Origin of the sequence: Pseudomonas sp. CYM-20-01 (genome assembly GCF_023169845.1) — a bacterium.
Classification (GTDB): Bacteria; Pseudomonadota; Gammaproteobacteria; order Pseudomonadales; family Pseudomonadaceae; genus Aquipseudomonas; species Aquipseudomonas azotoformans.
This window is the reverse complement of sequence record NZ_AP025169.1, coordinates 3,685,771-3,711,708: the sequence shown is the minus strand read 5'-3', so window position 1 is coordinate 3,711,708 and position 25,938 is coordinate 3,685,771. Positions and strand designations below refer to the sequence as shown.

12 protein-coding genes are annotated in these 25,938 nt (G+C 57.6%); 7 read left to right on the top strand and 5 right to left on the bottom strand.

The annotated features are described in order from the left end of the window. Positions 1-900 (bottom strand): transcriptional regulator GcvA, encoded by a 900-nt coding sequence (gene gcvA / locus M2497_RS16510; protein WP_248481666.1) that lies wholly within the window; start codon positions 898-900, stop codon positions 1-3. Positions 901-1,181: 281 nt separating this feature from the next. Here gcvA and M2497_RS16505 point away from each other — a divergent pair, with 281 nt between their 5' ends. From M2497_RS16505 to M2497_RS16480, 6 genes are all read left to right on the top strand, one after another. Continuing rightward, the gene (locus tag M2497_RS16505; RefSeq protein ID WP_248481663.1) at positions 1,182-3,680 is read left to right on the top strand and encodes a CoA transferase; all 2,499 of its coding nucleotides are present in this window, start codon (positions 1,182-1,184) and stop codon (positions 3,678-3,680) included. A gap of 132 nt (positions 3,681-3,812) precedes the next feature. Continuing rightward, a complete protein-coding gene (locus M2497_RS16500) occupies positions 3,813-4,970 on the top strand; it encodes an iron-containing alcohol dehydrogenase (protein WP_041983780.1) in 1,158 nt (385 codons plus the stop codon). 71 nt (positions 4,971-5,041) lie between these two features. Next, positions 5,042-6,538 (top strand): CoA-acylating methylmalonate-semialdehyde dehydrogenase, encoded by a 1,497-nt coding sequence (locus tag M2497_RS16495; RefSeq protein ID WP_248481661.1) that lies wholly within the window; start codon positions 5,042-5,044, stop codon positions 6,536-6,538. Between the two features lie 631 nt (positions 6,539-7,169). Next, positions 7,170-8,891, top strand: a complete 1,722-nt coding sequence (locus M2497_RS16490; protein WP_282578166.1) for a ShlB/FhaC/HecB family hemolysin secretion/activation protein — start codon at positions 7,170-7,172, stop codon at positions 8,889-8,891. 33 nt (positions 8,892-8,924) lie between these two features. After that, positions 8,925-21,242 carry a filamentous hemagglutinin N-terminal domain-containing protein gene (locus tag M2497_RS16485; protein WP_248481657.1) on the top strand — a complete coding sequence of 4,106 codons (12,318 nt, stop codon included), beginning with the start codon at positions 8,925-8,927 and terminating at the stop codon, positions 21,240-21,242. Next, complete coding sequence (locus tag M2497_RS16480; protein WP_248481654.1) at positions 21,239-21,712, top strand: hypothetical protein; 474 nt, start codon at positions 21,239-21,241, stop codon at positions 21,710-21,712. The genes M2497_RS16485 and M2497_RS16480 overlap by 4 nt, the downstream gene beginning before the upstream one ends. Before the next feature lie 270 nt (positions 21,713-21,982). On the opposite strand, the gene M2497_RS16475 is transcribed toward M2497_RS16480, so the two are convergent. The 3 genes from M2497_RS16475 to M2497_RS16465 all read right to left on the bottom strand — a co-directional run bounded on the left by M2497_RS16475 (position 21,983) and on the right by M2497_RS16465 (position 23,894). After that, the gene (locus M2497_RS16475; protein ID WP_248481652.1) at positions 21,983-22,396 is read right to left on the bottom strand and encodes a hypothetical protein; all 414 of its coding nucleotides are present in this window, start codon (positions 22,394-22,396) and stop codon (positions 21,983-21,985) included. An 848-nt stretch (positions 22,397-23,244) separates the two neighbouring features. Continuing rightward, positions 23,245-23,601 (bottom strand): type II toxin-antitoxin system RelE/ParE family toxin, encoded by a 357-nt coding sequence (locus M2497_RS16470; RefSeq protein WP_248481650.1) that lies wholly within the window; start codon positions 23,599-23,601, stop codon positions 23,245-23,247. A gap of 2 nt (positions 23,602-23,603) precedes the next feature. Next, positions 23,604-23,894 (bottom strand): type II toxin-antitoxin system ParD family antitoxin, encoded by a 291-nt coding sequence (locus M2497_RS16465; protein ID WP_248481648.1) that lies wholly within the window; start codon positions 23,892-23,894, stop codon positions 23,604-23,606. A gap of 280 nt (positions 23,895-24,174) precedes the next feature. Between M2497_RS16465 and M2497_RS16460 the strand changes: the two genes are divergently transcribed. After that, positions 24,175-25,158 carry a 5'-nucleotidase gene (locus tag M2497_RS16460; protein WP_248488217.1) on the top strand — a complete coding sequence of 328 codons (984 nt, stop codon included), beginning with the start codon at positions 24,175-24,177 and terminating at the stop codon, positions 25,156-25,158. A 74-nt stretch (positions 25,159-25,232) separates the two neighbouring features. On the opposite strand, the gene M2497_RS16455 is transcribed toward M2497_RS16460, so the two are convergent. After that, complete coding sequence (locus M2497_RS16455; RefSeq protein WP_248481645.1) at positions 25,233-25,910, bottom strand: DUF5710 domain-containing protein; 678 nt, start codon at positions 25,908-25,910, stop codon at positions 25,233-25,235. Between the last annotated feature and the right edge of the window lie 28 nt (positions 25,911-25,938).

The window sequence follows — 25,938 nt, the reverse complement described above, 5'->3', positions numbered from 1 at the left end:
TCATTCTTCGCTACGCGCGGCGGACGCTTCTTCCATCAGCCAACTTGCGAAAGCTGCCGCTTGGGGATTGACGATTTTGTGCGGGGAATACACTAAGTAAAACGCTTCTGAGGTTTTGAATTTTGCAGTCAAAGGGGCGATGAGTTGTCCTGATTCAAGATACTGCTCGACGAGCGATGATCGCGCCAAGGCAACGCCTTGACCCAGCTCCGCCATTTTCAGTGCGGAAATAAGCGTGTCGAACTGCAGTCCTTGAGATGAGTCAACGTCGTCGGCCTTGGCCTTTTTCAACCAATAGCCCCATCCCTCCTCATAACCCAAGACATGCAGAAGTTCGTGGTGACGAAGGTCTCTTGGCGTTTTCAAGGGCTTTTGCGTTGTGGGCAAACCAGGGGCGCACACAGGGAAAAGCAAATCCCAGGTCAGCCGTTCACTCTTCAGGCCAGTCCATTTTCCGCTGCCATAGCGAATTTCCAGATCGGATTCGAGATCGGTTTCGCCCATCCAGATGTTGCTGGTGATGCGCAAATTGACATCTGGATGCTGCTCACGAAATCGCGGCATACGACCCGCCAGCCAGTGAGTAAAGAAAACCAGACTGCTGCGCACTGTGAGTACCTTCCGGTGCCCTTGACCGAATATTTCATCGGTCGCTGCTGCCAGACGTTCCACCGATTCATGGACAACGGGTAGAAAGGCCAAGCCAGGTTCCGTCAGTTCCAGGCCTCTAGGTAGACGCTTAAACAACGCTGCGCCGAGCTGCGATTCCAGCGCTTTGATCTGCTGACTGACGGCTGCCTGAGTGAGGCTTAGTTCTACCGCCGCCTCCGTGAAGCTGAGGTGACGAGCGGCTGACTCGAACGCGCGCAACCAGTTAAGCGGAGGTAGTCGCTTCTTCATGGCTCAAAATTCTCTGAGAAAAAGTGCCTGGCTGCGGGGCGAGCCAGCGTACGTCTTGTAGCGCTAACCCATAAATCCTACTCCTATTGCATAAAAAAAATGAACCCATAGGGTTTTTTTTTATTGCTTTCGCAGTCCCCAACTTTTCTCGAAAGTAACTCCCAGATCGCCACTCAATGGGCCAAGCCTGAAACGCTTTGAGCCTCTGCAGACGGCTTCTGAAAACCTAAACCCTGCCTGAAAGCTTGAAGAAGCAGGACAATAAAAATAATGGGTGAAACATGACAAACCTCAGTCAGCTACCCCTTTGCGGTGTGAACGTTATCGATTTTGGCCAACACATTGCCGGCCCCGCTGTCGCAATGATCCTGGGTGATCTCGGGGCCACGGTCATCCATATTGATCCACCCGCTGGCCCGCTCTGGGATAGCCCGGCGAATGCCGTCCTCAACCGAAACAAGCAGTGCTTACGCTTGGACTTGAAGTCCCCTGAGGGTTTGCGCCACGCGAGGCAGATGATCGCGAAAGCCGACATCGTGATTGAGAACTTCCGTCCTGGCGTGATGAAAAAACTGGGGCTGGATTTTTCCGAGTTGCGTCGTGAACACCCGCAACTGATCACCTTGTCCATTCCAGGTTTTGCAACGAATGATGAACTCCGAAGCCAATGGCGTGCCACTGAGGCAATTATCGCTTCAGCCTCAGGGGTTTTCACTGATATGGGGCAAAACCGGGTGTTGATGGGCATTAACCCGAGCTTTTCTCCACTGCCACTGGCATCCGCTTACGGCACTATGCTCGCCGTCTCGGCTGTGGTGCTGGCATTACAATCCAGACAACGCACTGGCATGGGGGATGAGATCGAAGTGCCGCTCGCTTCGGCGGTCATGGAGGGACTTTCTTACAACTCAATCAAGATCGACGGCTATCCAGCGCGCTACAAAACCTTGCGTGAAAAGGAGATTGAGCGTCGACGCACCGAGAACCTGCCGATGAACCTCAGTTATGAGGATTTGCAGGAGTACCTCGACCCCTTCTACCGTACCTATGAATGTGCTGACGGACGCAAATTCTACGCAGTTTGCCCCTCCCATCGCTCGCATGCCAAACGCTGCCTACAGGCAATGGGTTTGTACGAGGAAATGCTCGCTGCAGGCCTTCCCAAAGTTGAAGATCCTTACCTTCCATTTGCACAATGGGAAGGTGATGCCTCACTCGGTGTTTATCCACTACCAGCTCATTGGGCCAAGGTTATCTCGGCGCGGATGAAGGAAGTCTTCCTGACCAAGACGGCTGCGCAATGGGAAAAAATCTTCGGTGAAGGGCAGTTTCCTGGCGCTCCTCATCGTTCAACTCAAGAGTGGTTGCACGATGAGCATGCAAACACTGCAGGCCTAGTGGTTGACGTCACTGATCATCAATATGGGCTGATGAAACAGCCTGGTGCTATAGCCTGGCTGGAAGACAGTGCAGAGTTGATGCTGTCTCCGCTCTCACGACGAGAAGTCAGTATCGAGGAGGCATTGGCCACCTTGAGTGAAGGCACTCGCGAGCAATTGCCAGTGGCCAATCAGCCGTGCTCAAAAGGATGGCTGGACGGTATTCGTATTCTCGACCTGACCAACGTGATTGCCGGCCCGCACTCGACCTCATTCCTCGGGCGATTCGGTGCGGATGTCATCAAGCTTGACCCCACCAAGCCTAATTACGATCCATGGAACACCGTGGTGTTCGGTATGTCTTCGGCGCGCGGTAAGCAAAGCGTGTTGGTCGACCTCAATCAAGAGGAGGGGCGTGAGGTATTCGACAGGTTGGTGAAGTCAGTGGATGTCATTGTCATGAATGCGCCTGATCGCCAACTGGCGCCTTTAGGGTTAGATGAAGCCAGCCTGAAGGCGGTGAATCCTGAGGTGATTTTCTGCCAGTTGGACTGCTTCGGTGGCCCGCGCCGCGGCCCTAGAACTGACTACTTGGGTTACGACGATCTCATCCAGGCCACGACCGGCATCATGCTGCGGTTTGGTGGCGGTATGCAGACCCCGGAAGAACATGCTCATGTTGGCACCATTGATGTGATGTGCGGTTTCGCTGCTGCGCTTGGCGTGGCCACAGCGTTGTATCAAAAGTCCAGAACAGGCAAGGTCAGCCGAGCTCGGACGTCACTGGCTGCCTTGGGCAACCTGGTTCAAGTTCCTTTCTGTTACGACTACTCGGGGCGCGCACCTTTTGATGAGCCGGCGGGTCGTGAGGTGTTGGGTTATAGCGATCTGTCGCGTTTCTATCGAACCGCTGACGGTTGGCTATACCTCGATGCAGATCCAGCGGATCTGGGCAGACTGGATGCAGTTCAAGGCTTGAACGGTCTGTTTGCAGCAGATGACCACGCGGCTTTCCTCAGTGCAGCTCTGGCCAAGGCGGCGGGAGAAACCTGGCAACGCCGTTTGCAGGAAGCCGGAATCGCCGCTGCTGTCCCGGATAACATCGACAATCTCCGCAATCGCTACAGCCGACCTGCTGACAACTACCCGGGCACGGACAACGGGAGCTACTCGTTCAGTGTCTATGCCGATCATCCAAGTGGGCGCTGCGTAACTCAGCTCGATCCCTTTGCCATACGCCCGCGCCATGCGGCGATCCGCAGCCTTTCACCAGCAGAAAAATTTGGCGCTTCAACCAGATCTGTCTTGGGTGAACTCGGTTACAGCGAAAGTGAAGTTGACGCTCTCATGACCCTCAGCGTTATCAGCGACAGCTGGAGCCAAGAGTATTTGCCCAGCTGACATTCCCGTCAGAGGTCAAGGGTAAGAAGTTTCACAAATGCCCATCTACCTCGGCGACTTCCATCACAAGAAAAATAGGGGGCAGCACTCTCCTGGAGTCGACGCCCCCACAGGGAAACTTTCGGAGGCAACATGTCGAATCAAATAGTTCTGCCGCGCATCCTGCAGGTGGGCGCCAAGGCCAGCGAGGCCATTCCAGATGTGCTCGCTAGCCTGGGTTGCCATCGACCATTGATCATCACTGACAAAATGATGGTGCAACTCGGTTACGCCGGTCGTATCCAGGATGTACTTGCAAGCAAAGGTTTGAGCGCCGACGTTTTCGCCGACACTGTTCCTGAGCCCACGGTCGATTCGATTCGTGCCGGTGTTGAACATGCTAGATCGGGCGACTATGACAGCATCATTGCATTGGGTGGTGGCAGTCCAATCGACAGTGCCAAAGCCATTGGCATTCTCGCCAAGTTCGGTGGCGAGATGCGTGACTATAAATTTCCACGGCAGGTGAGCGAGCAAGGTTTGCCGATCATCGCAGTACCAACCACAGCGGGTACCGGTTCGGAAGTTACCCGTTTCACCATCATTACTGATGAACAGAACGACGAAAAAATGCTCTGCGTCGGCATCGGGTTTATGCCTGTGGCGGCATTGGTCGACTACACCCTGACGCTCTCCCTGCCAGCTCGTGTCACGGCGGATACCGGTATCGATGCACTAACCCACGCCATTGAGGCCTATGTCAGCCTCAAAGCCAACCTCTACAGTGACAGTCAGGCGCTGGCCGCGATGCGCCTGATAGGCCCGAACTTGCGCCGGGCCTATCACGCTGGCCAGGACATTGCAGCGCGCGAGGCGCTGATGCTGGGATCTACCTTGGCCGGCGTTGCGTTTTCGGCAGCCTCGGTTGCCCTGGTGCATGGTATGAGCCGCCCGATTGGAGCCTTTTTCCATGTGCCACACGGACTTTCCAACGCGATGCTGCTGCCAGGCGTAACAGCTTTCTCCATCCCAGGCGCCCCAAAACGTTACGCCGATTGTGCACGGGCCATTGGTGTTGCGACCGTTGAGGACAGCGACGATAGCGCCAACGCTAAGTTGCTCGTCGAACTGCAAGCCCTCAATGACGAGCTGCAAGTTCCTACACCTGAAGGCTTTGGTATCAGTCGCGCACGCTTCTTCGAGCTGATGCCAATTATGGCTGAGCAAGCCCTCGCATCCGGTTCACCGGGCAACAATCCTCGGGTGCCTTCGGTCGACGAGATGATCGAGCTCTACCGAAACCTCTGGTAGCCAAAACGATCACCACGCCTCTTCATCACTTCAGCGGTAACTGCCGCGTACATAAAATAAGGAACACTCACATGATTACTGTAGGTCATCTGATCAACGGCCAGATTGTCACTGACACTGAGCGCACTCAGGACGTGTTCAATCCTGCAACGGGCGAAGTCACCAAACAGGTTGCGCTGGCCTCGAAACTAACGGTCGAAAAAGCCATTGCTGCCGCTGAAGCGGCTTTTCCTGAGTGGCGCAACACACCACCGATCAAGCGCGCTCGGGTGATGTTTCGTTTCAAAGAACTGCTTGAGCAGAATGCCGAACGTATCTGCCAAATGATTGGTGAAGAGCACGGGAAAATTGTCCACGATGCCATGGGCGAGCTTCAGCGGGGCATCGAAAATGTTGAATATGCGTGTGGTGTGCCCGAGTTGCTCAAGGGGGAGCACAGCAAAAATGTTGGCCCCAATATCGATTCTTGGAGTGAGTTCCAACCGCTGGGGGTAGTTGCTGGAATCACGCCATTCAACTTCCCTGCGATGGTGCCGCTATGGATGTTTCCTATGGCGATTGCCTGCGGCAACTGCTTCATCCTGAAGCCCTCCGAGCGCGATCCAAGTTCGACCCTGTTCATCGCCCAACTGCTGGAGGAAGCTGGTTTGCCGAATGGCGTCATGAGCGTGGTCAATGGTGACAAGGAGGCCGTTGATACCTTGCTCCACGACCATCGTGTTCAGGCGGTGAGTTTTGTAGGCTCGACACCAATCGCTGAGTACATCTACCGGACGGCTGCGGCAAATGGCAAACGTTGCCAAGCATTGGGTGGAGCAAAAAACCACGCGATCGTCATGCCAGATGCGGACATCGATAATGCGGTCAACCAGTTGGTGGGGGCTGCATTTGGATCTTCGGGGGAACGATGCATGGCTCTGTCTGTAGCGGTCACAGTAGGTGATGCAACAGCCGATGCCTTGATCAGCAAAATGCACGAAGCAATGACCCGTCTCAAGGTCGGCGCCTATCAAGACAAGAGCAACGACTTCGGCCCTCTGATCACTCGCCAACATCAGCAAAAGGTGATCGGATACATCGACAGCGCAGAAGAGGAGGGCGCACAGGTCGTAGTGGATGGTCGAAACATTCAGGTACCAGCTTGCGAGAACGGTTTTTTTGTTGGGGGGACATTGATCGATCAAGTCAAACCCGGCATGCGTTGCTACGAGGAAGAGATCTTCGGGCCGGTGCTGTTGATCGTGCGCACGCAGAGCATGCAAGAGGCGATGCAACTGATCGATGCTCATGAATACGGTAACGGCACTTGTATCTTCACTCGCGATGGTGAAGCAGCCCGATACTTCTCTGACAACATCAAGGTCGGCATGGTCGGTGTCAACGTACCGCTCCCAGTACCTGTCGCCTATCATAGCTTTGGTGGCTGGAAGCGCTCGTTGTTTGGCGATTTGCATGCCTACGGCCCGGATGCGGTTCGCTTCTATAGCAAGCGTAAAACGGTCACCCAGCGCTGGCCGTCTTCGGGAATTCGGGAGGGAGTCGAGTTCTCTATGCCGACGATGAAGTGAATCTCCTTATCTGAGGTGACCTAAATGCAAGCTTCGAATCTTTGCTTGCTAGGTGATTTCAATTTGAGTATGAAAGGGGGCTGCAACAGACAGTGTGAAAACCTGGCAATCTGTCCAGCCCCTTAAGAGAATGCTCCGTATCGAAAAATGCGGAGCATTTTCAAACCATCCAAAGCATGCCCTCAAATGTGCCCCCAATTTAGCAATCCACCGGAAGTGAATGGAGCTCCATGGTTGGTGGGAAGGCAAAAATGATCAGCCAAACAGCCTGCCCGGCGACGCCTAAAGACTCTCAGGGTCGCCGAAGAACATTTTGACTTGGCTCTGGAACGGTCTTTTAAGGTCCGAAAAACTTTTCGATGCCCCCATTATGGCCCCCACGGCGAACATCTTTATTGATCAGCGGTGGCTGTTCGCGAGGGCGCTTGGCGGCCTTGAGAATCCGGGTGCGCGAGGTTGACTCGAGCAGGGATAGGGTTGCGCGGTGAATTCGGTCTCTGCCGCGTCTTGCGACTTGATATCAACATTTCAACGCCGAAACAAAATCATACATTTAATTGACGCCATCAAATCGCCACTCTAAGATCGCTGAAAAAAATAGTGGCACAAGGCCACTTAGAGGGATCTAGAAATGTGGCGTTCGGTACGTCGGACCAGGCTTTGCCTGCTGTTCGCATTTTTTTGCCTGAGCACGGCCGGGATGGCCCAAGGCGCAACCCCGCAGAACACGCCAGGCGTCACCGACCTGATCCGTGACCGTCAGGATCGCCTGCTCGAAGAGCAACAGCGCCGCCTCGAAGAGCTCAAGGACCTGCCCGGCAAAGCCGCCGCCCCAGCCAAGCCGACAGCGCCCGCCGACACTCGCTGTTTCGCCATCAACACCATTGAACTCAGCGGCGCCGACGCGCTGTCCGAAGGCGAGCGCGCCAGCCTAACCAAGCCCTACATCGGTCAATGTCTTGGCGTGCCGCAGCTCAATGATCTGCTCAAGGTCATCACCGACCATTACTTGGCCAAAGGTCTGGTCACCAGTCGCGCCTACCTGCCGCAACAAAACCTCGGCAGTGGCAACCTCAAGGTACAAGTGGTGGAAGGCCGCTTGGAGGGCATGAAGGGTGCAGAGGGCAGCGGGATCACTGACCGCCAGCTCGCCATGACTTTTCCAGGCCAAAAGGGTGAATTGCTCAACCTGCGCGAAATCGAGCAGATGGTCGACCAACTGAACCGCCTTCCCTCAAACCAGGCGCAGATGGAATTGGCACCGGGCAAACAAGTCGGCGGCAGCGAGGTGTTGGTCAAGAACACCCCGCAAAAACCCTGGCGTGTTGGTCTATCTCGCCACAACGGCGGCCAACGCAGCACCGGCGAACAACAGTGGGGCGCCAGTCTCGATTGGGATAACCCGCTCGGCCTGGCTGACCAACTCTCCCTGCGTGGCGCACACGACGCCGTCAGCGATCACCAGAAAACCTCACGCAACTCGATGCTCAACTACAACCTGCCGTTTGGCTGGTGGAACCTCAATTACAGCTACAGCGAGACTGAATACCGCTCCCTGGCCCAGGCCAGCGGCTTCAACTTCAAGCAGTCCGGTGACAGCCAGAGCCACCAGTTGCGCTTGGAGCGAGTCGTCCACCGCGACGCTCTGAGCAAGACCTCCCTCAGCACCGGCGTGGCCTACCTGCGCACCAACAACTTCATCGAAGACAGCAAGCTCGCCCTGAGCAGCAACCGCCTCAGCGAAGCCCAGTTTGGCATCAACCACGGCCGGCGCATTGGCGGTTCATTCCTCAACATCGACCTGGGCATGCAGGACGGCATTGGCGCGTTCGACGCCCAGGCCAACCACAACCCACGCCCCGGCCAGGCCGATGCGCGCTACCGCAAATACACCGCGACGGTGAGCTACCTGTACCCCTTCAAGCTGTGGGGCGAGTCATTCAGCTTCAGCAGCCTGATGACCGGCCAACGCAGCGAAGACGTGCTGTTCAGCCCGCAACGCATGAGCCTGGGCGGGCAGTCCTCGATTCGTGGCTACAAGGACCAAAGCCTGGCCGGCGATAGCGGCGGCTACTGGCGCAACGACCTGCGCTGGAGCCGCCCGGTGACCTGGGTGTGGCTGCAGCCGGCGTTCAACGAATACGGCACCAGCCTCGGCTACGACCAAGGCGTGATCCGCCACGGTCGCTACAACGCCGAACAGCATGGGCGCATGACCAGCAATTCCCTGGAACTGTTTGCACGCGGCAAGAACGTCGCGGCCACGGTGACCTTTGCACACTCTTTGGAACGACCGGACCCGATCACGGAACGTGAAGCGCCGATCTACTTCCGCATGGATTTTTTTCTTTAAATTCTTACCGCCCTTTGGGCATCGAGATACGACATGGATGTTCGCCAGTTCGCCTTCCTCGCGCGCCAACCGTCTGCGGCCGTAAAAAGCCGTTCCACCTTCCTGGGCTTGCCCAAGCGCGGGTTGGCGTTGGTGCTGGCTAACGCCATGTTCTGGCAGCCGCTGCTGGCTCAGGCGGAGGGCATTGCCGTGAGCGGGCCGGGTACCACACTCGGGCAAGCGGGCAATGGCGTACCGATCGTCAATATTGCCGCGCCGAATGGCAACGGGCTGTCGCATAACAAATTCCAGGATTACAACGTTGGCCAGCAGGGCGTGATCCTCAACAACGCGACCGGTCGGACCCAGTCGACCCAGTTGGGCGGGATCATCCTCGGCAACCAGAACCTCAACGGTATGGCCGCCAGCGTGATCCTCAATGAGGTCAACGGCGGCAGTCCCAGCCAGTTGCGCGGTTTCACCGAAGTGGCAGGGCAGTCGGCGCATGTCATCGTGGCTAACCCGTATGGGATTACCTGTAACGGCTGCGGGTTTATCAACACCCCGCAAGCCACGTTGACCACCGGTAAAGCGGTAATCGAAAACGGCCAGATCAGTCGCTACCAAGTCGATCAAGGCAGCGTGTCCATCGAAGGCGCAGGCCTGAACGCCAACAACATCGACCAGTTCGAAATCATCACCCGTTCGGCCAAGCTCAATGCCGAGATTCAAGCCAAGAACCTGACGATCATTGCCGGTGCCAACGACGTCGATGCCAAGACCCTCAAGGCCACCGCACGTGTGGCCGACCCAGCAACAGCCCCGCAACTGGCGATCGACTCTTCAGCCCTGGGCGGCATGTACGCCGGGGCGATCAAGCTGGTCAGCAGCGAAGCCGGTGTCGGGGTAAAACTCGATGGCAAGATGGCTGCCAGCGCAGGCGACATCCAGATCGACGCCAACGGCGACCTGACCGTTGCACAAGTCGCCGCCGACGGTGCAGTGAACATAGAGGCCGTCAGCGCCAGCATTCAAGGGCCCGCCTACGCCGGCACCACACTGGAGATGAAAGCCCGAGGCGACCTGACCAGCCAGAACAACCTTGTCGCCAAGGACCGCATAACCCTCACCAGCGGCGGCCAGTTGGTCAACAATGGCATCATCGAAAGCGGAGTCAATCCCGATAACACCCGCAACACCAACGCCGATATCAGCATCAGCGCGCAGAGCCTCAACAACGCCGGCAGGAACATCATTGCCAGCCGTGACCTCGACATCACCACCACCCAGACTCTGAACAACCAGGGCGGCACCCTCAGCGGACAGCGGCAGACCACCGTCACCGCCGGCACCTTCGACAACCAAAACAGGGGGCGGTTGCTCAGCACCGACCGTCTGACCTTGACCGCCGACAAGGCCGTGAACGGCCGGGACGGTCTGATCTCCAGCAACGGCGACCTGGTGGTGAACGTCGGCGCATTGGGCAATCGCGGTGGGGAAATCTCCAGCCTGGCCGATGTCACCCTGAATGTCGCCAGCCTCGACAATACGTCCGGCTTGATCGCGGCTGACAGGGGGCTCAGCCTCACTGCCAGCGGCGCGATCAATAACCGTGACGGCACCTTGTCGGGTTCAACCCTGGCGACCTTGAAGGCCGTCAGCCTGGACAATACCCGCGGGCAGATTACCGGCGATCTGGGCTTGAGCATCGACCTCAGCGGTGCCTTGGATAACCATGCTGGGACCCTGGGTTCCGGCAAGGCCTTGACTCTGGCCGCCGCCAGCCTCGACAACCGCGCGGCGGGCACGGTGCTGGCGGCGGACGGCACGCTGAGTGCCACCGTTCACGGCGCGCTGGATAACCGCGAACAGGGCAAGCTGCGCGCCACGGGCAGCATCGAGCTGACCACCGGCAGCCTGGACAACCGCGGCGGCAGCCTGGCGGGCAAGGACCACCTGACCCTACGCGGAGGGTCGGCGGACAATCGTGGCGGCCTGATCCAGGCCGACAAAGACCTCAAGCTGCTGGTCGATCAACTGGACAACCGCGACAAGGGCAACCTTGTCGCCAAGGCGGCCGTCAGCTTCGAAGGCACCCGCCTGGACAATAGCGGTGGCCTGCTCAGCGCAGTCGGCCCGGTCAGTCTCAAGGCCAAGGAGGTTGCCAACACCCAGGGCCGTATTGCCAGCCAGGGTGACCTCGAAGCCAGTATCGACAGCCTCAGCCAGCAGGGCGGGGCGCTCGTGGCCCAGGGTTCCATACGGCTGACCGGCAAGAGCCTCGACAACCGCAATGGCGGCACGGTCGCCAGCACCCAGGGCCTGACCGTCAATGTCGAGCAGATCGACAACCGTACCGGCGAGCTGTCCAGCACCCACAGCAGCGTCAGTGTCAGCGGGCAGCGTTTGGACAACAGCGATGGCGGCAAGCTGCTGACTGAGACTGATCTTGGCGTCGCAGTGGCGCAAGTGATCAACCAGAACCAGGGCCGGCTGTTCGCCAGGGGCAGCGTCAACCTGAACGGCAAGACCCTGGATAACAGCGGCGGCAACATCTCCGCCCTGCAGGGCCTGGATATCCGCCTCGATGGTGCGCTGCTCAACAACACCGGCTCGCTCAGCAGCGAAGGTGCGCTGGGCCTTACGGTCGGCAGCCTGGACAACACGGCCGGCAAGCTCGGCAGTGCCGCCGACCTGTCGATCGACAGCCTCGGCGCGGTGCTCAACCAGGGCGGGGCGATCCTCACGGACCAGGGCCTGGTGCTTGCCAGCGGCAGTCTCGACAACAGCCAGAAAGGCCTGATCAGCGGCGAGGGTGCGACCCGCGTCACCACCGGCACCCTGGATAACCACCAGGGTGGCCGCCTGACCAGTGGCGACCGCCTTGACTTGACGGCAACCCAGGTCAACAACGGCGCTTCCGGGCGTATTGCCAGTGCCAAGGATCTGACGGCCAACGTCACCGGCCTCGACCAACAGGGCGGCGAACTGTTCAGCAAGACCCAACTGAACCTGGACCTGCACAACGGCCGCCTGGACAACAGTGGCGGCCTGATCAACGGCCCGCTGCTGGTGCTGAAGAACCTCGACGTGGTCGTCAACCAGGGCGGTGAAATCTCCAGTGCCCAAGCCTTTGCCCTGACCGCGAAAAGCCTCGACAACAGCAACGGCAAGCTGCTGAGCAACCAGGGCCTGACCCTGCGTATCGATCAGGCGCTGGGCAACATCAAGGGCCTGGTGGCCGCGGCTTCTCTCGACAGTCGTAGCGCCAGCCTGGACAACAGCCAGGGCCTGATCAGCAGCCGCGGTGCGGTCGACCTCGGCGTAAGCGGGGCGTTCATCAACCAGGGCGGCACCCTGGTGGGCGATGGCGCTATCCTGTTGACGGCCAACAGCCTGGATAACAGCAACGGTGCCGTTTCCGGAAAAGCCGATGTCAAAGCGAACATTGCTGCTCTGGATAACCGCAACGGCAAGCTGATCGCCAGCAGCGCGCTAGCCCTGAGCGGCGCCTCCGTGGATAACCGGCTGAACGGCCTGGTAGGGGCGACAAAAGCGCTGACACTCGATGTCGACGTTATCGACAACCGCGGCGGTGAACTCTCCAGCAGTGCCGATATTCGCCTGACCGGCAAGCGCCTGAACAACAGCGACAGCGGCAAGCTCCTTGCCGATACCACGCTGACCCTTGAAATGGCCGAAGTGTTCAACCGCAACCTGGGACTGCTCAAGGGCAAGACTGGCATCACGCTGGACGGCCAGGCCCTCGACAACACCGGCGGCCAACTATTCAGCGACCAGGACGCACGACTCACCCTCGGCGCTGACCTCGACAACAGCGCTGGCCTGATCAGCAGCGAAGGCCGGCTGGACGTAAGCAGCGTCGGGCTGACCAACACGGCCGGTAGTCTGTCGAGTGGCGGCGCGCTCAACGTCAAGGCCAACGGCACACTGGCCAACCAGGGTGGACGCCTGGTCAGCGACAGCAGCATCAACCTGAACAGTGCCAGTCTCGACAACACCCGGCTGGGAGTGATCAGCGGTAAAGGTGCGGTGACTGTCACTACCGGCGCCTACGACAATCGCACCGGCAGCCTGAGCAGCAGCGACAGCCTCGCCCTGACGGCAGGGCAGGTCAGCAACCAGAGCGGCCGCATCGGCAGCGACAAGGCCCTGGTCGCCAGTGTCACCGGCCTGGACCAGCAGGACGGCAAGCTCTTCAGCAACACGGCACTGATCCTGGACCTGAACAACGGTCAACTGAACAACCAGAACGGCCTGATCAACGCACCGTCATTGCGGCTCAACAACCTCAAGGGCGTGAACAACCAGGGCGGTGAAATCTCCAGTGCCCAGGCCTTCGTGCTGGCCGCCGACAGCCTGGACAACAGCAGCGGCAAACTGCTGAGCAGCCAGGCCGTGACTCTGCGGATCAACCAGGCACTGAGCAACCTCAAGGGCCAGATCGCCGCCGCCGCGCTCGATATCCGCAGCGCCAGCCTCGACAACAGCGGCGGTACCGTCACCAGCCGGGGCGACCTCGACCTGACCACCGGCGGTCAACTGAACAACCGCGACCAGGGCCTGATAAACGCCGCCCAAGCCCTGAACGTCAGCGCCGCCGACCTCGACAACAGGGGCGGTACCCTACTGGGTGCCAGCACCGTGACCCTCAACGCCATAGCCCTGAACAACAGCGCCAAGGGCCTGATCAACAGCCAGGCCGGCCTGACGATCAACGCCAGCCGCCTGGACTCAGGCAATGGCGGCGAAGTCTCGGCCAAGGGCGATATCGACCTGATCCTCGGCGCCCTGGCCCAGAACGGCGGCCGCCTGCTCGGCGACCAAGCCATCCGCCTCGACCTGGCGGGGGGTGATCTCGACAACCGCAACGGCCTGTTTAACGCCAAGGGCCCCCTGACCATCAATCGTCTGCATGACCTGAACAACCAGGGCGGCGAGCTCTCCAGCAGCCAAAGCTTCAATCTCACCGGACGGACGCTGGACAATAGCGGCGGCAAGCTGATAAGCAGCAACCAGTTGGGCATGACCGGCAACAGCCTGATCAACCAGGGCGGCCTGGTTTCCGGCTGGCAGGGGCTGACCGTCAGCGGCGCGAGCCTGGACAACCGCAACAGCGGCACCTTGTCCAGTCGCAGCGGCAACCTTGATGTCAACGTGAGCGGCGCATTGCTCAACAGCAATGCTGGTGCGCTGGTCAGTCAGCAGACCCTGACCGTCAACGCGGCTAGCCTCGACAACAGCGCCGGTATTCTTTCCAGTGGCGCGGACCAGCGCCTGACGGTCAGCGGTTTGTTGAACAACGCCCAGGGCGGCTCCATCGACAGCACCGCCACCCTGACACTGCAAGCTATGAGCCTAAACAACAGCGGTAGCATCAGCGCGCAACAGGCCCTGGATTTCACCGGCAACATCCTGGACAACCGTAACGGTTCCCTGAGCGGCAAGGCCGCGGTCAGCCTCGACCTGCTCGGCGCCCTGACCAACAGCAATGGCCAGCTCGCCAGCGGAGGACCGCTGGTGATCAGGCGCAGCAGCCAGATCGACAATCAGGGCGGCCAACTGGTCAGCCAAGGGGGCCTCAGTCTGCTCACCGGCAGCCTGGATAACCGCAATCGCGGCACCGTCGCAGCGAATGACAACTTGGTGATCAGCAGCAGCGGTGCCGTACAGAACAACAGTGACGGCCTGATCTACAGCCAGAACGGTGGCGTCCGCGTCGACGCCGCGAGCCTCGCAAACGCCAAGGGTTCCCTGCAAGGGCAAGGCACACTGGACCTGACGGTCAGCGGCGATATCGACAATCAGAGCGGTAAGCTGATTAGCCAGAATGGCGACCTCAGTGTCAGCACGGCCAGCCTCGACAACCGTGGCGGCACCCTGGCCAGCCTCAAGGGCGCCTTCGAAGCCCACGTCGTCGGCGTGCTGAAAAACGGCTATGACCTGAGCAACAATCGCCAGGGCGGCATCATTCAGGCCCAGCGTCTCAACCTCAGCGCCCTGGGCGGGATCGACAACTACGGCGGGCGTATCGCGGCGCAAAGCGGCGATGCCCTGATCACCACCGCCGACTTCGACAACCGCAACGGCGGCCTGTACGCCCAGGGCCTGGTACAGGTCAGCGGCAACAACTTCGACAACAGCGGCGACAACGACGGACAGATCGCAGGCCAGCGCATCGACCTCAGCCTCAACGGCGCGCTTAACAACCGCCTGGGCGTTATTGAAAGCGACAGCAGTTTGAGCGTGCGTGCGGCCAGCCTCGATAACCAGACCGGCCAGATCCGTGCACTGGGCTCCGGCGGCAAGACCGACTTCCAGATCGGCGGCCTGTTCGATAACCGCAACGGCAAGCTGGAAACCGCCAACAGCGACCTGACCCTCAATGCCAGCAGCTTCCAGAATATGGGCGGCAGTCTGCTGCATGTGGGTAACGGCACCTTTGATATCAGCACCGCCAATATCACCAACGCCGGCGGCAGCCTGTTAACCCGTGGCGGCCTGACCTTGACGGCGGACAACTGGACCAACAGCAGCGTGATCCAGGCCGGGCGCCTGACGGTGAACGTCAACACCCTCAACCAGACGGCGGGCGGACAACTGCTGGCCTCGGACAGCCTGACCGGCAACGGTGGCAATTGGAACAACGATGGGCTGATCGCCAGTGACGGCACGGCCAACCTGACCCTGGCCGGCACCTATGGTGGTAACGGGCGCTACAGCAGCGTCGGCACCCTGGGCTTGAGCGCGGCCCAGGTAACCCTGGGCACTGGCACGAGCATTGCCGGTGGCGGGGATACCACGATCAATGCCGGTGGCCTGAGCAACGCCGGGCGCCTGACGTCCGGCGGTTCCATGACGGTCACCGCCAATAGTATCGGCAACACCGGCACGCTGGGAGCGACCCAGGACCTGACGCTGAAGACTCCCTCCCTGGTGAACGATCACGGCCTGATCTTCAGCGGCCGAAACATGGACTTGCTGGTCAATGACTTCACCAACGACAACGGGGATGTCTACAGCATCGGCAACCTGAACATCTCGGGACTCAATGGCGGTCGCGCCAATAGCGTGACCAACCTGGCGTCCTCGATCAATGTCGAGGGGGATTTCTCGCTGTCGGCGAACAGCTTCAACAACAAGACCGAAGGGGTTATCGGCAAAGAGCGGCTGGTGTCGGGCGATATCACGTTTAACGGCAGCACGTTCTATATCGCCGAAAACTACACCTCGGAGTCGACCATCAGCGGCACGCGAGCGAGCCTGGCGGTGGCCGGAAACATTGATGGCGATGTCGGCCGCTTTTCCAACACCGCTTCGACGATTTCTGCTGGCAAGAATATTCGCTTGAACGTGGATACCTTCGAGAACCTGGGGTTGGAGGCCGGCAACTTCGCCCGTAACCGGGTCTATACCGGCGTGCGCAATATCTTCACTAACAAAACTTACGCGAACGAAGCGCTGGACGCCTACGCGCGAAGATATTCCCAGTACGTCTACCGATACACCAAGACCGTGCATGAGCCCGACAAAGGCGGGACTCACACCGAGCTCAACGATTACGGCAAACAAAAAACCACAACCGTGAACACCAAATTCGGTCAGGGACCGGATGTGGCCATTCCCGCCGGCATCCTGGCCGGCACCCTGAGCAGCGACAACAAAGTGTTTACCGCCGGGGGTGGCAGTGTCGCCTCGGTGGTCCAGGCCGGGCAGGCGATACAGATCAACGCCAAGAACACCATCGACAACAGCAACCTGCACGCCAATACCCAGTTCTCCGGGACGACGAAGACCGGGACCGGGACCCAGGTCGGCAGCGCGGCCAAGCCGACGGTCGTCTACCTGAATCCGCAACTGCCGCCGAACCTGTCCCAGCAGCGGGTGGACCCCGTGGCGTCGCGGGGTTTCAGCCTGCCGGACGGACAAAACGGTCTGTTCCGCCTGAGCGGCCAGGGCGGTTCTGCGGCCCAGGCAAGCCAAACCAGTGCCGGGCCACAGAGCTGGAGCATGGGCAGCGCGACAGTCAGCAGTGCCCAGCGCGAACAGGGCGCGGATGACGTCCAGGCGCGCAACCTGCAGTTCAGCGATGCGGCGCGGATCGCCGTGAGCACTCTTCAACTCGGACAAAGTACCCGCCAGGCCACGGGCGCTGGGGTTTCCGGCAGCGTGATCAGTGTCAGTGCGCCCGGCGATTCCGACAGTGTCCAGTTGCCGGGGCAGGCGGGCGTGGTTTCCACGGTAGGCAGCCAGGTCATCAATCGCGTGCAGGGCCTGCCGGACACTTCGGGCAGGTCCAACCCGCAGAAGTACCTGATCGAAACCAACCCGGTGCTGACCGACCTCAAGCAGTTCATGAGTTCGGACTACCTGCTGGCGAACCTCGGTTACAACCCCGATCAAAGCGCCAAACGCCTGGGCGACGGTTTCTATGAGCAGAAGCTGATCCAGCAGGCGATGGTCGAGCGTACCGGGCAGCGTTTCATCGACGGCCAGACCTCCGACGAAGCGCTTTACAAGTACCTGATGGACAACGCCATCAAGAGCAAGCAGCAGCTCGACCTGTCGGTTGGGGTCAGCCTGACCTCCCAGCAGGTCGCGGCGCTGACCCACGATATCGTCTGGCTCGAAGAGCATGAAGTGAATGGTGAGAAAGTCCTGGTGCCGGTGCTCTACCTGGCCCAGGCGACCAATCGCCTGGCGCCAAACGGGGCGCTGATCCAGGGCGGGGATGTGACGCTGATTGCCGGCAAAGACCTGAATAACGCTGGTACGTTGCGGGCCAGCAACAACCTTTCCGCGACCGCGGGTAATGATCTGGTCAACAGCGGTTTGATTGAGGCCGGTAACCGCCTGGATCTGCTGGCGGGTAACGACATTATCAACAAGGCGGGCGGGGTCATCGCGGGGCGTGACGTCAATATGACTGCAATCGCCGGCGATGTGATCAACCAACGCACGGTGGTGGGTAATGACGTCAATTACAAAGGTTACAGCGGGCACAACGAGTATGCCGACAGTGGCGCTCGCATCGAGGCGGCGAATGACCTGACCATCAAGGCCTCGCGGGATTTCGTCAGCACTGGCAGTACGTTGCAAAGCGGCGGTGACACAACGATCACCGCAGGCCGGGATGCCTTCATTGCTGCCGCTGAGCAGCACAACAGCGTGGCGGCCGGCGCCAAGAGCAGCAGCGTTACCCAGTACGGCTCGGATCTGACGGTGGGGCGTGACCTTTCTGTCCAGGCGGGGCGTGATCTGGCAGTGGTCGCCAGCCAGATAGAGGCCAAGCGGGACATCGACTTTGGAGCGGGCGATAACCTTACGGTGGCTTCGGCTGCCGATGAAAGCCACTCGTATTCCAAGTCGAAGAAAGTTACGAAACAGGAAGATCACGTCAAACAGATTTCCAGCGTCGTGAGTGCCGGACAAGACGTTACTTTCAGTGCCGGCAAAGATATGGCGCTGATCTCGAGTCGGATCAATGCCGGCAACGAGGCTTACCTGGCAGCGGTTGGACAACTGGATGTACTGGCGGCCCAGGACACCGACTACTCGCTGTATGACAAGAAGAAGAAGGGCAGCTGGGGACGCAAGCAGACCAAACACGATGAGGTGACAAAAACCATCAACGTTGGCACCCAGATCACCACGGGGAGTGATCTGACGCTGGTCAGTGGTGGTGACCAGCGTTATCAGGTCGCGAAGCTTGAAAGTGGCGCGGATCTGACACTGAGAAGTGGCGGAGCCATCACCTTCGAGGGCGTCAAGGATCTGAGCCAGGAAAGCCACGAGAAGACCAACAATAGCCTCGCGTGGAATTCATCGAAGGGTAAGGGCCATACCGACGAAACCTTGCGCCAGAGCGAATTGATCAGCAAGGGCGACCTGGCGATCACTGCCGCCAAGGGTCTGCACATCGACATCAAGCAGATTGACCAGAAGACGGTTAGCCAGACCATCGATGCGATGGTTCAGGCGGATCCCCAACTGGCCTGGCTCAAAGAAGCCGAGCAGCGTGGCGATGTCGATTGGCAGCGCGTGAAAGAGGTCCACGACTCCTTCAAATACAGCAACTCCGGCATGGGCATGGGCGCAATGCTGGCGGTGGTCATTATCGTAACGGTAGTGACGGCGGGTTCGGGAACGGCCGCTACCGTTGGCGCCAGCGCAAGCGGCGCCGCGACAGCCGCGGGGCTCAGTGCGACCACTGCCGCCGCGATTGGTGCGGCTGCATCGGCAGCCTATACCGCTGCCGTGGTCCAGACTGTGGTCAGTACGATAAACAACAAAGGCAACCTGAGCGCGGTCCTTAAGGATGTCACCTCGACGGAAAGCCTCAAGGGGTATTTGGTCAGTGGGCTGGTTGCGGGCTTTGCATCGGGTGTACTGGACAAGGCGTTCGGTGTTTCCGCCGAAAATGCCAGTAAAGCGACCCACGGCTTTGACCTGGCCAGCACCAATGAACTGACCAAGTTTGTTGGCTACACCCTGGCTGAAAAGGGCTTTGGTGCAGTTGCCAATACCGCGATCAATGGTGGCAGCCTCAAGAACAATCTGGCCCAGGCCAGTATCAGTGCGGCTGCGGATGTCCTCTCGGCCTCCATCTATAACCGGTTGGGTACCCAGTTGGAATTCACCGGGATTCCGGCCAAGGTCGGGGCACACGCGATTGTCGGTGGCCTGATCGCAGAGGCGGCGGGAGGCAGCTTTCGTACCGGTGCCCTTGCCGCCGGTGCCAACGAAGCTTTTGTCGCTTCGGTCGGCGACAAGATATTTGTGGGCGACATGCATGATCAACTGCTGGCGATGACCTCGCAGTTGATCGGCGTAACGGTCGCTGGAGCCGCAGGGGGCTCTGATAAAGAACTGGAAGTGGCGGGCTGGGTCACCCAGCAGGCCACCAAGTTCAACAGCCTCGATCACCCAACTGCCGAGCGATTGCTTAACGAGCTGAAGGCCTGTAGGTCCGGTGGAAATTGCACCGAAGCGAAACAGCGCGATCTGATAGGCAAGTATGAAAAGATCTCGGCCGAACGTTCGCAGTTGATCGACCTATGTGAAACCCGGGCCTGTGTCGAAGGCCTGAAAGCCAATACCATCGCTATGGACGACCCGGTTGCGCAGGAGTTGGTCAGCTTCTACCGGAACAAGGTTTCCTATGACATGACCGGGATGCTGGTGGGCAATCCAGGGCTCATCGCGCAACCGGCGCAAGGGTATGACCCTTGGGGCAATATCTATGTGACCGATGACCAGATCATCACGGCCAAATACATCAAGGAAGGCTGGTTGACGCCCGCCGAGAGCGCCAATCTCAAGGAGTGGGAGAACAAGACCTCCTGGCTGGACGATGCGGCGGGTCGGAAACTCAGTGTGGTCGAAAGAGCCGCCATGATCAGCAACATGGGCAATACGTTGCTGACCGAGGGCTGGGGGACCAAGGTTGTTGCGGGTGTCGGTAAAGGTGGGAAACCCGGCAATGGTGTGTCGACGGATGCCGATGGGGTCGGAAATAGCGCCGTTGTTACGAAACCGGTCAAGCCATGCTGTTTCGCCGCAGGAACTATGGTTGCCACCCCCCAGGGCCCCCGGGCCATTGACACCCTCAGCGTGGGAGATATTGTCTGGAGTAAGCGAGAAACAGGAGGGGAGCCGTTCGCTGCCGCTATTTCGGCTACACACGTTCGTACTGATCAGCCGATTTACCAGCTCAAGTTGAAAAACATCCGAGCAGATGGAGTTTCAGAGAAAGAAACGCTTCTGGTTACACCGGGCCATCCATTTTACGTTCCCGCACGACATGACTTTGTGCCGGTTATCCAGCTTAAATCAGGCGATTTACTTCAGTCGTTAGGGGACGGTCCTACTGAAGGTGTCTCGACCAGGGTTGAGTCTCTGGAGTTGTTTCTTCCACAAGGAAAAACCTATAACCTGACCGTGGACGTTGGTCATACGTTTTATGTGGGTAAGTTGAAGACCTGGGTGCACAACGTTGGTCTGTGCGATATTAATGGCAAGCCTGTAGTGCCGAGGAATGCCAAGAATCTGGAAGGCGGACCTCTGGAGAAAGCCGATAAGTTCAGTGGGCATTTTATGCTGGAGGGAGGGCCTGCCAATGGAACTCTTTATCGTGCTGATAATAAAGGAAATATAACGAGTTATGCCGTTTATGATGATAAAGGTATGATTCTCAAACGGGTCGATGTGACGGGCGATTCACATGCAGGGATACCCACGCCTCATGCTATTGACTATGGTCGCAACAAGTTGCCGGATGGATCGGTCAGGGTACAATCTCCATCGAGCAAGAAACCTCCACGGGGCATCAGTGCAGAAGAAATTCCATGAAAATAATCAAGATTACAGACTCAGTCAGTTCTCCAAGATACGAGCATTGGAAAAGCCAATGGGAGGATCAGTCCGAGTTGGATGAGTTTTCTTATATTAGTGATGTTGTGCATCCTGAAGATGCCTTGTTGTTTTGCAAGGTTTTATTTCCAGATTTTGTTATTCATGAATCAGGTGTGTTTCTGGAGCACAGCTTTACTTTTGACGCGTTCTCTACTTGGATGGAAACTTGTAATAATGATGTAGTGGCAGTGGAGAAGGTTTTGAATCATACGCATCTGTATGATGTTTTTGGAGGTTGCAGGGATAGAGTGGATGAGGCTGTTTATGAACAGCTTTGCAGGATTGTTGCTCAGTCATGGAGGATGGTGTTGCTGAGTAAATTTCCAGAAAAGAAATTTTGTGTGCAAGCGATAGTGTCCGATCAGGAATATGGCCCAGTGGTTACTTTTTCTCAGGTCAGAGACTAGTTTTTATGGATGCCTTCTAATCTATAGTTTTTTATGGTGGGAATTTCGGTTTGATCGCTCCCAAGCCCCAGAGTGGTAGCTTTTCACCGGACGCTCTGCATCCGCTCTTTGTGACACAGAGTGTCACGGGCTGCATTCCACGCCGGAGCGTGGGAATGATCGCATTACAGGCTATCGCGGTCTCCGGACTCCAGCGGATATGATGGTCTGCGCCTGATTCGAGAGGAGAGCACTTCTGTAAGCGCTCCATGAACCCCACCTTCAAAGCGCTTAGCTGATCTCGGATGCTGTGCTCTCGATTCTCTCAGGAGCCAGCACACCATGATGCGACCCGATGCCAAAGTCGAAAAAGCCTATCTCTATCCCAAACCCGTGTACTTTCGAAAATCCATTGATGGCCTTGCTGCGCTGCTCGAGCTGGATATCAAAGTCGCGGTATTCGACCCTGTGCTTGCCTAAGCCTTGTGGCTTTTGCGGGCGTATATTCTTTGCAGCCGATTCTTGAAGCTGATTGAGCCGGCGTTTTCCGCGTTCGGCCAGCAGCCACATAATCGTGCCGATACCCGCTATGACACCGATCGCTATCCAGGCATTTTTGGGGATAGCAGCGAGAGCACTGAATGCCAGAGCAAAAATAATAAGTATGCCGGTGCCACCGGAGTTTTTTGCTTTCTTCCTTGCCATGTGTCATTTCAACCTTGAAAGATGGGTGCTGGCGCAATGGCGGTATCCAATATTTCTAACGCTTGAGCCAATGGCTTGGCTGAGCAGATAATCGGAAAGTTGAACGATCTGGGATGGAAATGTCATTTCAGCTCGAAATTTAATGCTTAGCGTATTTCATCTGAACGTCGCGACATTTACGTGAGCCATCCTCAGTAATTTCAAGAAACAGTAGTGAGGCCTATCTGACAACGACCTGAGTCTAACGGAGCCTTCCGCCCCCATTAATAGATACGGACCACATGCCCAGGCGGACATTCCTGCGGGACTTTCAGTGAATCACGCCGCTCGAGCATCCGTGTTTGCCGGCAGTAGCGGACAATTTCCAGCGCTTGAGCGAATGTGCTGGATCCCCCCCTGCATCGGCGCTACGGGGTAGCGTAGGCAGTAGTTCAGCCATTAACTGAGGTCATCGACTAGCGCTCAACGGCGGTTGGGAACAGCGCAGGGGAGACTTTTCGAAAATGGAACTGTTGGGCCTCAGGCTGGGGGCATCCTTTTCAAACCATCCAAAGCATGCCCTCAGATGCGCCCCCCATGTAGCAATCGTCTGGAAGTGAATGGAGCTCCATGGTTGGTGGGAAGGCAAAAATGATCAGCCAAACAGCCTGCCCGGCGACGCCTAAAGACTCTCAGGGTCGCCAAAAAACATTTTGACTGGGCTTTGGGACAATGTTTCAGGTCGATAACACTTTTGTTTGCCCCCACTTTTGCCCCCATTCATACCGAGTGTGCGAGTGATCGGAAATGGCGATCTCCGACGAACTTCGCTATTCCTGGCCTGTTAAGCCGTTGGGCCAGGTCGCTGATCAGTCGTTAGGCAAGTGCAACTGCACTTCCATGGCGTCATGAAGGAGTCTGACGACCTCGATCACGTCGTCGTTTGTCACACGATAGAACACGATATGGCGTGGGCTTTTGACCGTTCCATGGGTTTGTTTGGCCTGCTGGCGTGAATAGATGAGGTGATAGCTGCGAAGGCCCGGTGCAAGTTCATCGCGGTCGTGGCTGCCAATGCGATAAGGCGTGTGGGCAAGCGCTTGCAGCGCCGCGAGGATCAGCGCCTGGTAGCGCTGGCGCGCTTGATTGCCGAACTGCGTCTGGGAGAGCCTAAGGATGTCGACAATGTCGGCACGAGCCGGGTTGGAGATCCGATACTGCGGCATGCTCAGTGTTTCTCTCTCGCAGGGAGGGTTGCCTCCAGGCTCAAGCTCTCGAGGTAGTGCTCCAGATCACCCTCGTTCACCAGAGTAAAGCGCCCGCGCTCAAGATCCATGATGCCGATCGAGGTCGCCTGACGCAGTGCCTCAATTTTGGCGGTGTCTTCGGCGACGCGCTGCTCCAATAAACGTAAACCTTCTCGCATCACTTCGCTGGCATTCTGATAACGGCCGGACTGCACCAAGTCATGGATAACCTGTTCCTGGTGAGGGGTGAGCACAACGTTTCGCGTTGCCATAACTAGCTCCAGTTTCACGTAAACAGATACTTTTGATTGGTGGCATATTATGCCATCTTCTCTCAGGGGAATAGCTTGAGGCCGACGTCCGGCGATCAGGTGATGGGTGGCTCAGAGTCAACCCCCTACATAAAGCAACCTGCTGATTGATTTGAAGATTGATATGCCTGACTGTGCATGCAGGAGGCGCGCGATGTGTGCTTCTCGATCCGCCCTGAAATCTATCGGCATGTTTGATGCCCATCAATATCTGCGTTTAGAGGCATCAAGAGAGGTTCCAATGCCCTACGAGTTAGAAAATCGCCTGGTGATCGGCGTCGCTTCCAGCGCTGTGTTTGATTTGCTGGCATCGGACGCAGTGTTTCAGAGTCAGGGGGAGGAGGAATACCGCAAGTTTCAGCAAAAAAATCTTCACGTCCCGCTTCCTAAGGGGATAGCGTTCCCCTTCATCAAGCGCTTACTGTCAGTGAATGACCTGAGCGTCGATCCAACGGATCCGCTCGTCGAGGTAATACTTCTTTCGCGCAATGATCCCGACACTGGGCTGCGCGTACTGAAGACTATCGAGCACTACGGGCTTGGGATGACAAGGGCGATTTTCATGCAGGGAAAATCCCCTTATGAATACATACCAGCACTGAATATCGCTTTATTTTTGTCGGGTGACAAAAAAGACGTGGAAGCGGCTATCAAGGCCGGGTACCCGGCTGGCCAGGTGCTCGATTCAAAATTCGAAGACGACGAAACTGATAAAACCCTACGCATCGCATTCGACTTTGACGGCGTACTCGCCGGCGATGAGTCCGAAACAATCATGCAGGCCTCTGGATTGTCTGAGTTCCATGCGCACGAAGTGAAGAACGTTATGCAGCCCCATAACCCTGGGCCGCTGAAGGAATTCATGGTGCGGATATCCAAAATCCAGTCGGTCGAGGAGAAGCACAAAAAGCTCAATCCTGAATACGAAAACCGCATACGCGTCTCGATCGTCACAGCCCGCAATGCTCCGTCTCATGAGCGTGCGATGAATACACTCAAGAGTTGGGGTGTCATGGCCAATGACGCATTCTTCCTGGGTGGCATCGAGAAAGGCAAAATTTTAGGCGTATTGAAACCACACATCTTCTTCGATGACCAATCAGGGCACCTTAAATCGACTAGCGCAGTTGCTCCATCCGTGCACATTCCTTTCGGCATCACCAACCATGTCGCGACAGTGGTTGCGCTAGAGCCTGAAGCTGATCAGGTCCAGCAGGTGATGTAATACGGAGGATTGAGCGCGTAATGCTAAAGGAGTCCGTATAGGTTCCTCGGGCAGTCCGAGATCGGATGGGGTAATTAGGATTGCTCGCGAACCTGCATCCAGTCGAAAAAATCTTCGGATGCAAAGCCAACGCTGCAGTTGGCGTCGAACCGCTCGTTGATTCTGATGAGCGTCATCCGCTTAGCTTCTTGTGGAGAGGTCGGGAAGAAAGCTCCACCAGGTTCGCTGTGCATGAAGAAATCGCCGAGCTTTGCTCCGCAGTTTTCGCAGTGATTCATCAGGTAGCGGCTGCCTGCCGTTTTGCTGTAGGCCTGCCTGAACTTGTTGGTGAAGTGATGGATCTGCTTCGTGACCAAGGGAGAGAGGCTGGCGACGTTGGAGACCGTTCCGCGATACCCATTGCACTTCCATTCGCCGAGGTTGCTTGTGAGCGCGAAATCTTCGTCCTCATCCTCGTAGTAATCGAACTCTTCGTGTTGCTCGGGCAGCTTGAACGAGAACACGCGGGTCAAATTAGAGCAGCCCCAGCACTCGGACACGGACTCTATGACGTAGTAATACGGTGCTCTTACACTAAATTCAGGTCCGTGCTCCAAGTCTGCATGCGTTGTTACGGACAGCCATTGAGCCAAGGGGGCGATGTCGACACCTTCCGGGATGTACCAAGTCTTCAGGCTTGGGTCCCATCTGGCACCGAGTGATTTCGCTTCATCTTTTTCTGAGAAGGGGACTTTCAGATCAATCCTTGCCATTTCTGTATCCGTACGTATTGCTCATCAG

Coding starts and splice junctions, on each gene's coding strand:
- M2497_RS16465 (WP_248481648.1), bottom strand. CDS start 23,894: ATGGCAACGCGAAACGTTGTGCTCACCCCTCACCAGGAACAGGTTATC.
- M2497_RS16495 (WP_248481661.1), top strand. CDS start 5,042: ATGATTACTGTAGGTCATCTGATCAACGGCCAGATTGTCACTGACACT.
- M2497_RS16480 (WP_248481654.1), top strand. CDS start 21,239: ATGAAAATAATCAAGATTACAGACTCAGTCAGTTCTCCAAGATACGAG.
- M2497_RS16500 (WP_041983780.1), top strand. CDS start 3,813: ATGTCGAATCAAATAGTTCTGCCGCGCATCCTGCAGGTGGGCGCCAAG.
- M2497_RS16490 (WP_282578166.1), top strand. CDS start 7,170: ATGTGGCGTTCGGTACGTCGGACCAGGCTTTGCCTGCTGTTCGCATTT.
- gcvA (WP_248481666.1), bottom strand. CDS start 900: ATGAAGAAGCGACTACCTCCGCTTAACTGGTTGCGCGCGTTCGAGTCA.
- M2497_RS16470 (WP_248481650.1), bottom strand. CDS start 23,601: ATGCCGCAGTATCGGATCTCCAACCCGGCTCGTGCCGACATTGTCGAC.
- M2497_RS16485 (WP_248481657.1), top strand. CDS start 8,925: ATGGATGTTCGCCAGTTCGCCTTCCTCGCGCGCCAACCGTCTGCGGCC.
- M2497_RS16455 (WP_248481645.1), bottom strand. CDS start 25,910: ATGGCAAGGATTGATCTGAAAGTCCCCTTCTCAGAAAAAGATGAAGCG.
- M2497_RS16505 (WP_248481663.1), top strand. CDS start 1,182: ATGACAAACCTCAGTCAGCTACCCCTTTGCGGTGTGAACGTTATCGAT.
- M2497_RS16460 (WP_248488217.1), top strand. CDS start 24,175: ATGCCCTACGAGTTAGAAAATCGCCTGGTGATCGGCGTCGCTTCCAGC.
- M2497_RS16475 (WP_248481652.1), bottom strand. CDS start 22,396: ATGGCAAGGAAGAAAGCAAAAAACTCCGGTGGCACCGGCATACTTATT.